The following is a 14,471-nucleotide window of genomic DNA, read 5'->3' as shown; positions in this document are numbered from 1 at the left end:
TGATTATTCAAGGCTGTAATTTTTCTCAAAATCTTTGGTGAGAAGTTCATACGTAACTCTCAGCCAGACGACAATGCAAGGTACGGCTTTTAAAGAATATTTAATGATATAATGTTCTTTTACATATTTCGGAAACAGGTCTGAAGTTGAAAAACATGTGAATATAATTACGAACACCAATAATCCGATAACAAGAGGAGTTCTTTCTTTCTGAAGGAAAAACCAGATCAGTACGCCAACTATTGCAATGATATAGGTAGGAGACTCGGAGCTTGAGCTGAATAATACTAAAAACAGCAATGTTGAAGCTAAAATCATCAGCTGAAAAGCATACTGTTTGTATTGTTTGATTCTAAAATACGGTGCGGCGAAAAGTGGCAGTCCAAAGGCAAGAAAAACAAGATTCGAAATGGAAGCATCTCCCAGAATCCTTCTGAAAAATCCCATTAATGAAATATCCTGCATATTTCCCAATACCTGGTTTTCATTGTTCTTTTCTACAATAGACTGAAACCAGTCTGTGTAACACTGGATCACAAATTTCGGACTTGAATATACCATTGGTAATGCAAAGAAAACTACGGCTATGATTAATCCGGAAAGAATAAATTTTATTTTATTTTTAATGAAGAAAAATTGCGAAAGTCCTACAATTCCGTAGATCTTTACGAAAACTCCAATCAATATTGCCGTTACTGATTTCACTTCTTTTTTCTCGTAAATGTACACTGCAGATAAGAGCAACAGTCCGGTAAGAGCAACGTTGAATTGCAGACTTAAAGCTGCCGTAATATATTCCTGAAGGCAGAACAGACCGAACAATGCTTTTTTGGAATCGGAAAAAGGCAGTTTATGAATGCCGTAAATGAGAATAAACGTATTGGCAGCATTCCAAAGCGATATTCCGAGCCAGTCCGGCATTACGGCAAAAGGAGCAATAAGTGCACTGAAAAATACTCCGTAATGGTTTAAATCAAAATAAAGATCAGGATAATGGATAAACAGATTTTTCTGATGAATGGTATTAAAAAATACGTTTTTGAAAATCAGGTAATTGTTAATCGCGTAATCTCCTCTCAGATACTTGGAAATAGCAGTAACCACCGATATAATAAGATAAACCCCAAATATATATTTAGGGTTTAATAGTATTTTAAGAAATTTTTCTTTCAAAATATTGGTATTAGTTTAGAATATATTCTTAAACGGCAACATTATTATCTCTCAAAGCATCATTTAAAGACGTTTTTTTGTCTGTAGATTCTTTTCTCTGACCGATGATCAAAGCACACGGAACCTGATACTCTCCGGCCGGATACTGTTTGGTGTAACTTCCCGGAATTACAACCGAACGTGCAGGCACTCTTCCTTTAATTTCAATCGGTTCAGAACCTGTAACGTCAATAATTTTCGTTGATGCCGTAAGAACGACATTCGCTCCTAAAACGGCTTCCTTTTCTACATGAACCCCTTCTACCACGATACATCTTGATCCGATAAAGCAGTCGTCTTCAATGATTACCGGAGCAGCCTGAAGCGGTTCCAGAACACCGCCGATTCCAACACCGCCACTAAGGTGAACATTTTTACCGATCTGTGCACAGCTTCCCACTGTTGCCCAGGTATCCACCATTGTTCCCGAATCTACGTAAGCGCCAATGTTTACATAAGAAGGCATCATGATTACTCCCGGAGCAATGTAAGCGCCTTCTCTAGCCACTGCATGCGGTACAACTCTTACCCCTTTTTCAGCATAGTTCTTCTTCAAAGGCATTTTATCATGAAATTCAAACGGACCTACCTCGATAGTTTCCATTTTCTGGATCGGGAAATACATTACCACTGCTTTTTTTACCCATTCATTTACCTGCCATCCGTTTTCAGTAGGCTCCGCTGTACGAAGCTCTCCCTTGTCCACCAAAGCAATAACCTCTCTGATAGCCTTCTGGCTGTCTTCATTCTGCAATAATTCTCTGTTGTCCCAGATATTTTCAATTGTTTGTTGTAACGACATGTTTCTAGTTTAAAATTATTTGCGCCAAAGATACAAAAAGTTAAGGAAAATTTTTCTTCCGTAATGATCAGAAATACTGTTTAAAGAATGGCTTTAAAGAATTCTTTTTGCATGCAGATAAGCTTTATTCCAGTATTTTTCTTTCAATGATGAGATGATAACGCCTTTTGTTGTGGAAGCGTGAATAAATTTTACTTCGCCGTCATTTCCGATATCATGAACGATTCCTACATGGGAAACTCTTGTCCCGCCGGCTGTTGCAAAGAATAAAAGATCTCCGGGCTTTACTTCTCGGATATCTATCGTGTTTCCGGTTTCGGCCTGGTCTGATGATCTGCGCGGAAGTTTATAGTCGTTTTCTTCAAAAACCTTTACGGCAAATCCGGAGCAGTCAAATCCTGAAGAGGTACTTCCTCCGAACTTGTATGGTGCGCCCAGATATTTTTCGGCGTCTTTAAGGATTTCGTTAATAGATTTTGAAACTTTGCCGTTGAATTTCGAGTCCAGGTTTCTGAGGCTTTCGGTATTTGAGATAGCTTTGCTTCCGGGGCTTTTATTTGAAGCCACTTTTTTCGAACTTCCACATGAAACGGTAAGTAAAGATACAATGAGCAACGAATGAATTGTTTTACAATTTAAAATTTTATAATTCAGACACTTCTTCATATTTCTTTGTTTTACGGGCAAACTGATTACAAATATAAATAAATTATGTTTTTCTTATCTTCATTTTGTGGTATGAAATTGATAAAACCTGGCAGAAATAAAAAAAGCTATTCGTCTGAATAGCTTTTATATTTTGAGTGATTGTATTAATTGGATGTTTTTTCACCTTTCCATGTTCCGGATCTGGTAGGCGTCGGAACTGCATTTACCCAGGTTCCGTTTCCTTTTTTATCCCTGGTAAGTGTTCCCTTAAATTCTCCGTCCGCAGGAGAACCGATTGTAGCATTGAGTTCGCCGGATTCGGTAAGAGTTCCTGAAATGTAATAATTTTCCGTAGTCTGTTCAGAATCCAGTGTTCCGGTTACTTTACCGTCGCTTGCCACAACGATGTTCCAGCTTCCTTTTTCTGTTCCCGAATAGGTTCCGGCCCAGGTGCCGATGAAGTCGTAGATGGTATCTTCATCTTTGCAGCCGATGAATAAAAAAGCGGTGAATACAAGTAAAAATAATTTCTTCATAGTCTTTGTTTTATAAACAAATATGGAGAATACGGGTTTTTTAATGAAATTCCTTATCTCCTGATTAATAATTGGTTGTATTTTGATTTTCTTGTAAAAATAGTCAGTTTTTGCCTGCTTTTCTTCTATTTTTAATTATTTCCAAAGATAATAAAATATCTGGAATGAACTATTGTTGCTGGAAAAAAATAGTAATTTCCTTATTATTATTAAAGTTGGACGGATTTTATTATTCTAATAATTTTAATTTCCATTGATTATTTTAAAATCCCTGAAAAATTGACAGTTAGCTGTAATTGTCATTTTCTTCTCAAATAAAATTTAACAAAATGTTTGCACATATAGTTTAAATAGTTATTTTTGTACCGCTTTAAAAACAGCAATATGGGGAATTAGCTCATCTGGCTAGAGCGTTAGACTGGCAGTCTAAAGGTGACGGGTTCGATCCCCGTATTCTCCACAGCAATTAAAAAAACGCACATTATTTAATGTGCGTTTTGCTTTTTATATGGTTTTTTACTTTTCAGTAAAAATTATTTCCATCCTCCGCCAAGAGCCTGATAAAGCTCAACGGCAGCTCTCATTTTACTGTATTCTGCATTGGTAATATTCAGTTCTGCATTCAGTGAGTTTACGCTGGCATTCAATACTTCGAGGTAATTGGCCATTCCGTAGTTTACCAGTTCCTGAGAATATTCAACAGAGTTTTTGTAAGCATTCAGCTCCTTTTGTTTTAATTCAATAAAAGAATCCTGCACAGAGAATACTCTTATGGCATCAGAAACTTCTTTTCCAGCCGTAAGAACCGCTTTTCTGAAATTCAGATACGCTGTTTCCTGGTTGGCAAGACTTACATCATAATTGGTTCTGATAGCTCTTCTGTTTAAAATAGGCTGTGCCAGACCGGCCACAACATTGGCGAACAATGAGTTTACACTGAATAAATGGTCAATATCTACCGACTGCACTCCCCCGCTTCCGGTTAGTCTTAAAGTAGGATAAAACTGTGCCTTCGCAGAATTGGTTAGCTCAAAAGCATTGATCAGATTGTACTCCGCTCTCATCACATCAGGACGGTTGGCCAAAAGTTGTGCCGGATATCCAAGCTTAACATCAATTGGCAGGCTCTGGCCTTCCAGTGTGGATCTTTCTATAGTATGCGAAGGTTCTCCCATCAGAAGGCTTATGGTATTTTCCAAAAGCTGGATCTGGGTATCGATATCGATCAATAAAGATTTTGCATTAAAGACCAATGCTTCACTCTGCTGTACGGCAACTTCGGTTAAGGTTCCTGCAGTTTTTAAAGCTCTCGTTGTTTCAAGATTTCTTTCGCGCACCGCAATGGTTTCATTGATGATTCTTTTCTGTGCATCAAAAGTAAGAAGCTGATAATAAGCCGAAGCTACGGATGCTACTAAATCACTTTTTACGGCTTTATGTGCTGCAATGGTTCCAAGATAAGCGGCATACTGCGCTTTTTCCTGTGATTTCAGTCTTCCCCAGATGTCTGCTTCCCAGCCGATGCTTGCTGTGATATCAAACTGATTCACATATCTTCTTTCCCCGATAATCTGTCCGAACTGTGTGTTGATAGACTGGGTCTGAAAAGTATAGTTTGGACCTACAGATAAAGTTGGCTGATAAGCCGCTTTGCTTTGTTTCAGATATGCTTCTGCAGAAGCTATACTTTGTAAGGCAATTCTTATGTCAAGATTGTTTTCCAACGCTTTAGAAATGTGTCTCTGAAGGATAGGGTCCGTAAAGATTTCTTTCCAGGAAACATTGGCGATATTGGTGCTGTCTGAAGGAAGCATGTCTGTGCGGTACAGTTTTTCATCGACCACATTATTGGGTCTGTTGTATTCTTTTCTGGCCATGCAAGATGATACAACTGCCAGAAGTACCACTGAAAAAGAGAGTCCTTTTATAATATTTAAAATATTCTTCATTATTTGAAGTTTAAGGTTTAAAGTTCAGGGCCACCGATCAGTATTAAACTTTTAATCTGAAAACCCTGAACATGCTTAATTATTCTGCTAAATTGATGTCCTCTTGTTTAATAGGTTTCACTTTCTCCTGCAGGTATTCGAAAATAACATATAGTACAGGAATAACGAAAAGCCCTAAAATAGTACCTATCAATAAACCGATTGCCGCTCCTGTAGCGATGGATCTGTTACCAACGGCCCCGATTCCGCTTGCTAATACCAATGGTAAAAGTCCGAAGATAAATGCAAATGAAGTCATCAGGATAGGTCTTAACCTTGCTTTTGCAGCGTTAATAGCAGACATGACGATTGTTTCCCCATGATGTCTTCGCTGAACGGCAAATTCCACAATTAAGATGGCATTTTTCGCTAAAAGCCCCACCAACATAATCAATGCAATCTGGAAATAAATATTGTTTTCCAGTCCCATGATTTTCTGCCCGAAATATGCTCCCATTACCCCAAGAGGAAGAGATATTACCACAATCAGCGGAAGAATATAACTTTCATATTGTGCCGAAAGAATGAAGTAAACGAAGATCAAACTTAAAGCGAAGATAAGCACGGTCTGAGATCCGGAATTCAATTCCTCTCTGGTCAATCCGGTAAACTCAACATCATAATTCTGGTTTAATGTTTCTTTTGCTACCTCCTGAACGGCTGTAATTGCATCCCCGGAACTAAATCCTGCGGAATTGGCTCCCGTTATTTTTACGGAGGTAAACAAGTTATAACGGCTTACCGACTGCGGTCCGTATGCTTTATTTAAAGTAACGAACTGGGAAATAGGAGACATTGCTCCTGATCCTGTTTTTACATACAGTTCATTCAGGTTTTCAATTTTCTGTCTGTTTTCAGGAAGAGCCTGCACCATTACCCTGAACTGTTTTCCGTACTTCGTAAAATCTGCAGTATAAATTCCTCCGATGTACCCTTGCATGGTTGCAAGAATGTCACTTACAGAGACGCCAAGCTGTTTGGCCAAAGGAACGTTAATCTGCATTTCATATTGCGGATATTTTGTGTTGAATGAAGTCTGTGCAAATTCAATTTCAGGTCTTTGCATCAGCTTCCCGATAAATTCATTCGTTTTATTATCCAGGTCAACATATTCGCCTCCTGATTTATCCAGAAGAACCATCTCGAAACCGGCGCTGCTCCCGAATCCGGGTACACTCGGTGGCTGGAAGAATACTACTTTGGCATCCGGAACAGCTCCCGTAATCCCGAACAGTCTTTTAGTAATGTCTTCTGATGTCTGCCCATCCTTTTTCCTTTCATCAAAAGGTTTCAGCTTCACGAAGGCAAGACCGTTATTACTTCCGTTTCCGGAAAGGAATCCTCTACCGGTTGAAATGGTAACGTTTTGAACCCCCGGAACTTTTAAGGCTTTTGCCTGAAGCGTTTTCAAAGCGTTGTACGTTCTTTCCATGGAAGCGCCCGGAGGAAGCTGAACATCGGTAAAGATAATCCCTCTGTCTTCCGTCGGTACGAAACCTTTTTTCATCGTGGTACTTGCCCAGTATAAAATTCCTCCTGTAACGGCAAAGATGATCAGGGTAACCCATTTATGTCTTAAAAGGAAAATAAATCCTCTTCCGTAACGTTCTGTGGTTGTTCTGAAAGCAATATTAAACTTATAGAAAAACTTCTGTATAAAATTTAAATTCTTATATTCCGTATGATGTGCATCGTGAGGCTTTAAGAATAAAGAACATAAAACCGGACTTAAAGTCAAGGCATTAATTGCAGAAATAATAATCGCTACAATAAGCGTAATCCCGAACTGCTGGTAGAAAACTCCGGTAGGTCCCGTAATGAAAGTTACCGGAATAAATACGGATGCCATTACTAAGGTAATTGAAATAATAGCTCCCGTAATTTCATCCATCGCCTCAACGGTTGCCTTTTTCGCATCGGAAATTCCGTTTTCCATTTTGGCATGAACGGCCTCGACGACGACGATGGCGTCATCCACCACAATACCAATAGCGAGAACCAATGCGAAGAGCGTTAATAAGTTTAAGGAATATCCGAATAAATTCAGGAAGAAAAACGCACCCACAATGGAAACCGGAACTGCAATAGCAGGAATAAGCGTTGATCTGAAATCCTGAAGGAAAATATACACTACAATAAATACAAGAATGAATGCTTCAATCAATGTATGAACTACTTTGTCAATTGACGCTTCAAGGAATTCATTGGTGTCAAAGTTAAACGTATATTTAATCCCTTCCGGAAAAGTTCCTTCTGCAGATTTCAGGTATGATTTGATATTTTTAATGATTTCCTGAGCATTAGAACCCGGCGTCTGGAAAATCCCCATACTGATGGAAGGATAGTTTCCGTTTTCACCGATTCCGGTATAAGACTGTCCTGCCAATTCTACTTTAGCAACATCTTTCAGCATCAGGTTTTGTCCGTCTCCTAGAGATTTGATGATGATATTATCATACTGTTCTTTTTCGTTGAACTTACCAACATATTTAATGATATATTCAAAAGAGCTTCCGCTGTTCTGTCCGATAGAACCGGCTGCCGCTTCTCTACTCTGTTCATTGATGGCATTGGTAACATCAGTTGGAGTAATGCTGTAGGCCGCCATTTTTGCAGGATCCAGCCATACTCTCATGGAATAGTTTTTACCCCCGAAAACGTTGGCATCACCTACTCCATTAATCCTTTTTAAATTCGGAATAACATTGATATTTAAAAAGTTCTGAAGATATACATCATCTAGGTCTTTATTTTCAGAATAGAAAGACATATACATCAAAGCACTGGTCTGCTGTTTCTGGGTAACAACTCCTGAACGTGTCACCTCACTTGGAAGCAATGGAGTTGCTCTTGTTACTCGGTTCTGAACGTTTACTGCTGCGATATCAGGATCAATTCCCTGTTTAAAAAACACCTGGATATTGGCTGAACCGTCATTTCCTGCACTGGAAGTGATATAATCCATACCTTCTACCCCGTTTATCTGTTCTTCCAAAGGAACGACTACACTTTTCATTACAGTTTCCGCATTGGCTCCGGTATAGTTGGCCGTAACACTTACGGTTGGGGGAGCAATGTCCGGATACTGTGTCACCGGAAGTGCAGTAAGTCCCAGTACCCCGAGAATCACAATCAAAATTGAGATTACGGTAGATAAAACCGGTCTGTTTATAAAATTTTTAATCATTTTTTAGAATTTCGGTTTTATAGATTGAACAAGACTATCCATTTTTACAGGTTGCTTTTTAACAGCAGTTCCTGGCTTAAGTCCACCGATTCCTGCTGCAATTACCGTTTCTCCTTTATTAACACCGGATTTTATCAGTGCCATATTATCAATTCTGTCGATCACATTGACAACAACATTTCTTGCAGTGTCGCTCTTATCAACTTTATATACGTAGACAATTCCCTGCTGTTCGTAAGTAGCGCTTTCCGGTACAACCAGTACGTTGTCATAATGTTGAGGAAATCTTATGGTTCCACTGTTTCCGTTACTAAGGAGCTTTTGGGCATTGGTGAAGGAAACCCTGAATTGTATTGTCCCTGTTGTAGGATCAATTTGTCCTGTAATGGCTTCTATTCTTCCTTTTTCAGGATAAATACTTCCATTGGCTAATTGTAGCTCTACCATGGGAAGATTTTTAATTTTTTCCGGCATGGTAGCCCCTACAGATTTTTCAAGAAAATCAAAATATTCCTTCTCGTTCATTGAAAAGTATGCGTAGATTTCTGAAGTGTCTGAAATGGTGGTTAAAGGCGTCTGATCTGATGGTCCGACAAGACTTCCAACCTTTAAAGGAAGTTTACCGATTACTCCTGAAATAGGAGCGCGGATAATGGAATATTGGATATTGGCTTCTACTCCTTTATAATTGGCCACCGCCTGGCTTTTAGCCGCCTGAGCCTGTTTCAGCTGTGCCTGAGCCTGGGCTAAATTTGCCTGAGCAGTCTGTAACTGTACATTACTGATGATATTTTTCTGCACCAGGGGTTTCAGTTTATTTACCTCTACGTTTGCTGCACTTACAGCAGCCTGAGCAGCGGCAATGTTAGATTCGGCAGCACCGATTCCTGCTTTTGAAGCTGCTGCATTTTCGTTCAGGATATTGGTTTCAAGCCGGAATAAAGGCTGTCCTTTGGTTACGTACTGTCCTTCGTCTACCAAAACCTGTGTGATATATCCCTGGATTTTGGCACGTACATCATTGTTTACCTTACCCTGGATGGTAGCCGGAAAAGTCTGATAACCCACTATATTTTTCGCTTCCACGTTTACAACAGGATACGGTTTCGGGCCGTCCTGCTTAGGAGCTTCTTTTTTGCAGGCCACTAAGGAAAGGGCAGCAAGAGAAAGTATAACTAGCTTATTATTCATTTTATAGTTTATTAAGAGATTCCTGAATATTTATTATATTTTTATTTAAAAGCGCTTTATAAGCTTCTATTTTTTCATCGTAACCATTATGATTTTTCTTAAAATGGTCCAGGTCGTCTAAAAGTTTTAATTCGTCTTTCATTTTCTGTACTATTTTTTCAAATCTGATTTTTTTATAGCCGTCATTGATGAAAAAATACCGTTTGCGTTCGTCCATCTTGTTGTGGTCAATAATCAGTTCAGCATTTAATAAAAGCGAAATACTTGTTGATACGGAACTTTTACTGGCCGAAAATACTTCCACAAATTCATCAAAAGGAATACCTACTTTATCATAATCGAATAACAGGTAAGCATATATTTTTGATGCCAGAGGAGGTATATTGAAAACTGTGCCATAGAATTTTACAGCATCCTGGAAAATTTTCTCATCAATTTCTATACTCTTATGCATTGTATATAAATTTTGAGCAAAAATAAAAATTAGTTCTGAACTAAACGAACAAACCTGATAGAGTTTATAAATTTTACTTTTTTTAAAAAATCAATGAAGTTGGATTTAACTTTTCCTTTAAATTATAATCTTCTCAAATGCTTTCCTGATTCCGCCAGCCAGATAAACTTCCCCGCAATAAGTGTAGCCTTTGCTTTCAAGAATTTTCAGCATGGCCATGTTATCGAAATTGGTATCTACTTTAATGCTCTGAATTCCATGAGATTTTGTAAATTCTTCAATATGGTCAAATAGTTTTTTTGTCATTCCCTGCCCGGCAAATTTTTCATCCACCGCTACTCTGTGGACCACAACGAATTCTCCATTGCTCAGCCATGCTCCTTCAATTGTACTGTAAGCCGGTTCGTCATTTAAAATAAGAGCAGCATATACTGCAATTTCTCCGTCTACGGTCATAACATATCCAAACCCTTTTTCTATATCACTTTCCACGGTAGTACTGTTGGGATATCCCTGTTGCCATTGGTCGCTCCCGTCTTTTCTTCTTCTTTCTATCGCCTGCTGTAAAATGTCCCAGATAACTTCTCTGTCCGTCATTTCCGCTTTTCTTAATTGGGTTTCTGAATTCATTATTGTGAAAAATTTTAATTAATAAGATTATTTTGTTTTAAATATGCTACTTCGTAAACGCTAAATTATGATGCTTAGACTGACACTGCATGAATAATTAATTATTCAATGTTTGCTGATGGTTTTGAACTATTATTATTCAGTTGTGATGTAACCAAAAAAAACCGAAAACTAATTGGTATTAATTTTCGGTTCGAAGTAGTAAAATTTAAAATTATGAAATTGTTTTATTGATTTTCATTTTGCTGGAGATAGGCATCAATTACTTCAAATGCTTTTTTTTCATCTTCCAGTTTTACCAATACTTTCAGCGACGTTGCCGTAGGCGTAGTTGTAAAAGTAAGGTAGTTGTTTTCTACGGCATTGGTAATGTTCGCATCATCCAGTTTGGATTTAATCAGCTGAATTTCTGCAGGTTTATCACTTTCAAAAACGGATACTCTTGTACTTCTTTCCATGTTCTGTTACGTTTGAGTATCTAAATTTATGACATTTTTTTTAAAATTACAAATCCGTAATTTAAATTTTATTAATGTTATTCTCAATTTTATCCAGTGCAAGCCTGATTTCCTCCCTGGTCACATTAAGATGTGGTCTGAAACGCAACGACTGATCTCCGCAGGCCAGAATAATCATTCCGTCTTTCCAGAGCTCGTCTCTCAGAGTATTTCTTTGCTCATGAGTGACAAGGTCAACAGCACACATTAATCCTCTTCCTCTTGCGTTGGTTAGTTTTTCAGGATATTTTTCGGCAAGGCTTTTTAAGCCTTCAAGAAGGTAATCGCCCATAACTCTTGCATTTTCAACAAGATTTTCCTTCTCAATAACTTCCATTACCAGCTGGAAACGGAGCATGTCTATAAAATTACCTCCGAAAGTAGAATTGATTCTCGAGCTTTCACGGAAAACATTATCAGGAACTTCATCAAACTTTTCTTTATTGGCCAAAATACCGCAAACCTGCGTTTTTTTCCCGAAAGAGATGATATCCGGTTTTGCGGTGAAGTGTTGAAATGCCCACATTTTCCCGGTAATTCCAATTCCTGTCTGCACTTCATCAAAAATAAGAAGAACTTCATTTTCATCGCATATTCTTCTTAATCCTGATAAAAATTCATCCCTGAAATGGTTGTCTCCACCTTCTGCCTGGATCGGTTCTATGATGATACATGCCACTTTATTCGGATTCATTAAAATAGCTTCTTCAATATTTAAGAGAGCCAGCCTTTCGTTTTTAATTGTTTCCTCCAGGTTTTCTTCCGTTATCGGGAAGGTAAGTTTAGGATTCAGGATTCTTGGCCATTCGAACATCGGAAAATACTGATATTTCCTTGGATCTGAAGTATTTGTAAGACTTAATGTATATCCGCTTCTTCCGTGGAATGCCTGTCTGAAATGAATACATATTCCAGCTTCTATATCAAGTCCTTTTTCAAAATTCTTGCGTGTTTTCCAGTCGAAGCAAGCTTTCATGGCATTTTCAACAGCCAATGCTCCGCCTTCAATAAAGAAAGCATACTGCAATTCTTCAGGGATCACTACTCTTTCGAAAACTTCCAGGAAATGAGCATATTCTTCAGAATATACATCAGCCAGTGTCGGTTTGTTCACTGCCATTTTTCCCAGCCATTCAGATTTTTCCATGAGGTAAGGATGATTGTAACCGATGGATGCTGAGGCAAACATGGAAAACATATCCAGATATTCTTTATTGGTGAGTTTATCGTAAAGCCATGATCCGTGCGATTTTTCGATATCCATTACGAAATCGAATCCATCGGCCAGAACGTGCTTTCCTACTATTTCTTTTACTTTGTTTACTTGTATGTCAATTGTTTCCATTTTAATTAATCTTAGGGTTGATTAAATAAGTTAATGATGTTGAAACAAAGAGATTTATGTTATTTAAAAGTTGACAATTTTTAATTTTTAAATCTCTGAATTTCTAAATATTTTTATATTAAAGGTCAAACTTGATTCCCTGTGCCAGAGGAAGGTTTGTTGTATAGTTGATGGTATTTGTCTGTCTTCTCATATAATATTTCCAGACGTCTGAACCGGATTCTCTTCCGCCGCCGGTTTCCTTTTCTCCACCGAATGCACCACCGATTTCCGCACCGGATGTTCCGATATTTACATTGGCAATACCGCAGTCTGAACCTGCATGCGAAAGAAATAATTCTGCCTCTCTTAAATTCTGCGTCATGATTGCAGAGGATAAACCTTGCGGAACATCATTCTGAATGGCGATGGCTTCTTCTAATGTTTTATACTTGATAAGATATAAAATCGGGGCAAAAGTTTCGTGCTGAACGATTTCGTAAGAATTTTTTACTTCTGCGATACATGGTTTCACGTAGCATCCGGATTCATAGCCTTTTCCTTTCAGTACTTCTCCTTCCACAATGAATTTTGCGCCTTGTTTTTTACCTTTTTTAATAGCTTCCTGGTACATGTTTACGGCATCTGTATCAATAAGAGGCCCTACATGATTGGATTCGTCTAAAGGATTTCCGATTTTAAGCTGTCCGTATGCTTTTACCAAACGATTTTTCACTTCATCATAAACACTTTCGTGGATGATCAATCTTCTTGTTGAAGTACATCTTTGTCCGGCTGTACCCACCGCTCCGAAAACAGCTCCGATAATTGACATATTGATGTCCGCATCCTGAGTAATGATAATCGCATTATTTCCTCCCAGCTCCAGGATAGATTTTCCGAATCTTTGGGCAACATTTGCAGAAACCATTCTCCCTACTCTTGTAGAACCGGTAAATGAGATTAAGGCTACTCTTTTATCATCAACCAGTTTTTGTCCGATTTCATGATCTGCAACCAAAACACTTGAAATTCCTTCGGGAAGATTGTTTTCCTTTAAAACTTCATTCATGATATTCTGGCAGGCAATTGCACAAAGCGGTGTTTTTTCTGATGGTTTCCAAATGGTGACGTTTCCGCAGATCCATGCTAAAGCAGTATTCCACGACCATACGGCAACCGGAAAATTAAAAGCGGTAATAATCCCGACGATTCCCAGTGGATGATATTGTTCATACATTCTGTGCCCCGGTCTTTCGGAGTGCATGGTATAACCGTGAAGCTGTCTTGAAACCCCCACTGCAAAATCGCAGATATCGATCATTTCCTGAACTTCGCCTAAGCCTTCCTGCAGGGATTTTCCCATTTCATAAGAAACAAGTTTACCAAGATCGTTTTTGTACTGTCTTAATTTCTGGCCAAGCTGCCTTACGATTTCCCCTCTTTTGGGTGCAGGAATGAGCCTGAATTCTTTAAAAGCATTTTGCGCAGCTTCAAGAACTTTTTCGTAATCAGATGTTCCGGAAGTTTTCACTTTTGCAATTAGATTTCCGTCTACCGGAGAATAGCTTTCTATGGTTTGCCCTGATGCAAAGTATTTTCCGCCTGTTGAAGTCCCCTTATTTTCATTCTTAATTCCTAGATTTTTGAGCGTGTTTTCAATCCCAAAATCTTTTACTTTTTTAGACATAAAAATTTTACTTTTCGTTTTCCCTAAAGTTAAAAATATTAAACGAACTGCAAAATTTAAATTTTTTTAACGGATTTTTTATTTGGACTAATTATAAACATGACTATATTTGTATGGTAATCTTTTGACACACAGAAATGGAAAGCTCTCAGGAAAATAATTCGAAGTTTAAAAAATGGTTTAAGCGTGTTGGATGGGCAGGATTTGCCTTCTTTACCATTAAAGGGCTGATTTGGCTGGTAATATTTTACTTTGGGGCAGATACGCTTCAAAGTTGTATAAAATAAAAAGCCGAGAAATTTTCTCGGCTTT

Annotated in this window: 12 protein-coding genes and 1 tRNA gene; 1 reads left to right on the top strand and 12 read right to left on the bottom strand. The window is 38.2% G+C overall.

The genetic code is table 11. From position 1 onward, the window contains the following. Positions 1-3 precede the first annotated feature (3 nt). From U9K52_RS10145 to U9K52_RS10130, 4 genes are all read right to left on the bottom strand, one after another. Positions 4-1,173: a glycosyltransferase family 87 protein gene (locus tag U9K52_RS10145; protein ID WP_322926287.1), complete on the bottom strand. Its 1,170-nt coding sequence runs from the start codon at positions 1,171-1,173 to the stop codon at positions 4-6. Positions 1,174-1,201: 28 nt separating this feature from the next. Further along, the gene (locus tag U9K52_RS10140) at positions 1,202-2,014 is read right to left on the bottom strand and encodes a 2,3,4,5-tetrahydropyridine-2,6-dicarboxylate N-succinyltransferase (RefSeq protein ID WP_248393471.1); all 813 of its coding nucleotides are present in this window, start codon (positions 2,012-2,014) and stop codon (positions 1,202-1,204) included. A gap of 93 nt (positions 2,015-2,107) precedes the next feature. Then, positions 2,108-2,680: a C40 family peptidase gene (locus U9K52_RS10135; RefSeq protein WP_248393470.1), complete on the bottom strand. Its 573-nt coding sequence runs from the start codon at positions 2,678-2,680 to the stop codon at positions 2,108-2,110. A gap of 146 nt (positions 2,681-2,826) precedes the next feature. Further along, entirely contained in the window at positions 2,827-3,198 is a 372-nt protein-coding gene (locus U9K52_RS10130) for a hypothetical protein (RefSeq protein ID WP_248393469.1), read from the bottom strand. Positions 3,199-3,584: 386 nt separating this feature from the next. Between U9K52_RS10130 and U9K52_RS10125 the strand changes: the two genes are divergently transcribed. Then, a tRNA-Ala gene (locus U9K52_RS10125) sits at positions 3,585-3,658 on the top strand. 73 nt (positions 3,659-3,731) lie between these two features. On the opposite strand, the gene U9K52_RS10120 is transcribed toward U9K52_RS10125, so the two are convergent. The 8 genes from U9K52_RS10120 to U9K52_RS10085 form a co-directional block, all read right to left on the bottom strand. Then, entirely contained in the window at positions 3,732-5,147 is a 1,416-nt protein-coding gene (locus tag U9K52_RS10120; RefSeq protein WP_322926285.1) for a TolC family protein, read from the bottom strand. Positions 5,148-5,226: 79 nt separating this feature from the next. After that, positions 5,227-8,373 (bottom strand): efflux RND transporter permease subunit, encoded by a 3,147-nt coding sequence (locus U9K52_RS10115; protein ID WP_263603104.1) that lies wholly within the window; start codon positions 8,371-8,373, stop codon positions 5,227-5,229. 3 nt (positions 8,374-8,376) lie between these two features. Next, the gene (locus tag U9K52_RS10110) at positions 8,377-9,564 is read right to left on the bottom strand and encodes an efflux RND transporter periplasmic adaptor subunit (protein ID WP_322926284.1); all 1,188 of its coding nucleotides are present in this window, start codon (positions 9,562-9,564) and stop codon (positions 8,377-8,379) included. 1 nt (position 9,565) lies between these two features. After that, positions 9,566-10,018, bottom strand: coding sequence for a transcriptional regulator (locus U9K52_RS10105; RefSeq protein WP_248393465.1), 453 nt, complete (start codon positions 10,016-10,018; stop codon positions 9,566-9,568). 117 nt (positions 10,019-10,135) lie between these two features. Beyond that, a complete protein-coding gene (locus U9K52_RS10100) occupies positions 10,136-10,648 on the bottom strand; it encodes a GNAT family N-acetyltransferase (RefSeq protein ID WP_322926283.1) in 513 nt (170 codons plus the stop codon). 227 nt (positions 10,649-10,875) lie between these two features. Further along, entirely contained in the window at positions 10,876-11,106 is a 231-nt protein-coding gene (locus U9K52_RS10095) for a DUF2007 domain-containing protein (protein WP_248393463.1), read from the bottom strand. 61 nt (positions 11,107-11,167) lie between these two features. After that, positions 11,168-12,490: an L-lysine 6-transaminase gene (lat, locus tag U9K52_RS10090; RefSeq protein WP_263603107.1), complete on the bottom strand. Its 1,323-nt coding sequence runs from the start codon at positions 12,488-12,490 to the stop codon at positions 11,168-11,170. A 118-nt stretch (positions 12,491-12,608) separates the two neighbouring features. Further along, positions 12,609-14,159 carry an aldehyde dehydrogenase family protein gene (locus tag U9K52_RS10085; RefSeq protein ID WP_263603108.1) on the bottom strand — a complete coding sequence of 517 codons (1,551 nt, stop codon included), beginning with the start codon at positions 14,157-14,159 and terminating at the stop codon, positions 12,609-12,611. Between the last annotated feature and the right edge of the window lie 312 nt (positions 14,160-14,471).

Source organism: Chryseobacterium sp. MHB01 (assembly GCF_034651565.1).
GTDB lineage: Bacteria > Bacteroidota > Bacteroidia > Flavobacteriales > Weeksellaceae > Chryseobacterium > Chryseobacterium nepalense.
This window is presented reverse-complemented; position numbering and strand designations above follow the sequence as displayed.

Coding starts and splice junctions, on each gene's coding strand:
- U9K52_RS10140 (WP_248393471.1), bottom strand. CDS start 2,014: ATGTCGTTACAACAAACAATTGAAAATATCTGGGACAACAGAGAATTA.
- U9K52_RS10135 (WP_248393470.1), bottom strand. CDS start 2,680: ATGAAGAAGTGTCTGAATTATAAAATTTTAAATTGTAAAACAATTCAT.
- U9K52_RS10130 (WP_248393469.1), bottom strand. CDS start 3,198: ATGAAGAAATTATTTTTACTTGTATTCACCGCTTTTTTATTCATCGGC.
- U9K52_RS10120 (WP_322926285.1), bottom strand. CDS start 5,147: ATGAAGAATATTTTAAATATTATAAAAGGACTCTCTTTTTCAGTGGTA.
- U9K52_RS10115 (WP_263603104.1), bottom strand. CDS start 8,373: ATGATTAAAAATTTTATAAACAGACCGGTTTTATCTACCGTAATCTCA.
- U9K52_RS10110 (WP_322926284.1), bottom strand. CDS start 9,564: ATGAATAATAAGCTAGTTATACTTTCTCTTGCTGCCCTTTCCTTAGTG.
- U9K52_RS10105 (WP_248393465.1), bottom strand. CDS start 10,018: ATGCATAAGAGTATAGAAATTGATGAGAAAATTTTCCAGGATGCTGTA.
- U9K52_RS10100 (WP_322926283.1), bottom strand. CDS start 10,648: ATGAATTCAGAAACCCAATTAAGAAAAGCGGAAATGACGGACAGAGAA.
- U9K52_RS10095 (WP_248393463.1), bottom strand. CDS start 11,106: ATGGAAAGAAGTACAAGAGTATCCGTTTTTGAAAGTGATAAACCTGCA.
- lat (WP_263603107.1), bottom strand. CDS start 12,490: ATGGAAACAATTGACATACAAGTAAACAAAGTAAAAGAAATAGTAGGA.
- U9K52_RS10085 (WP_263603108.1), bottom strand. CDS start 14,159: ATGTCTAAAAAAGTAAAAGATTTTGGGATTGAAAACACGCTCAAAAAT.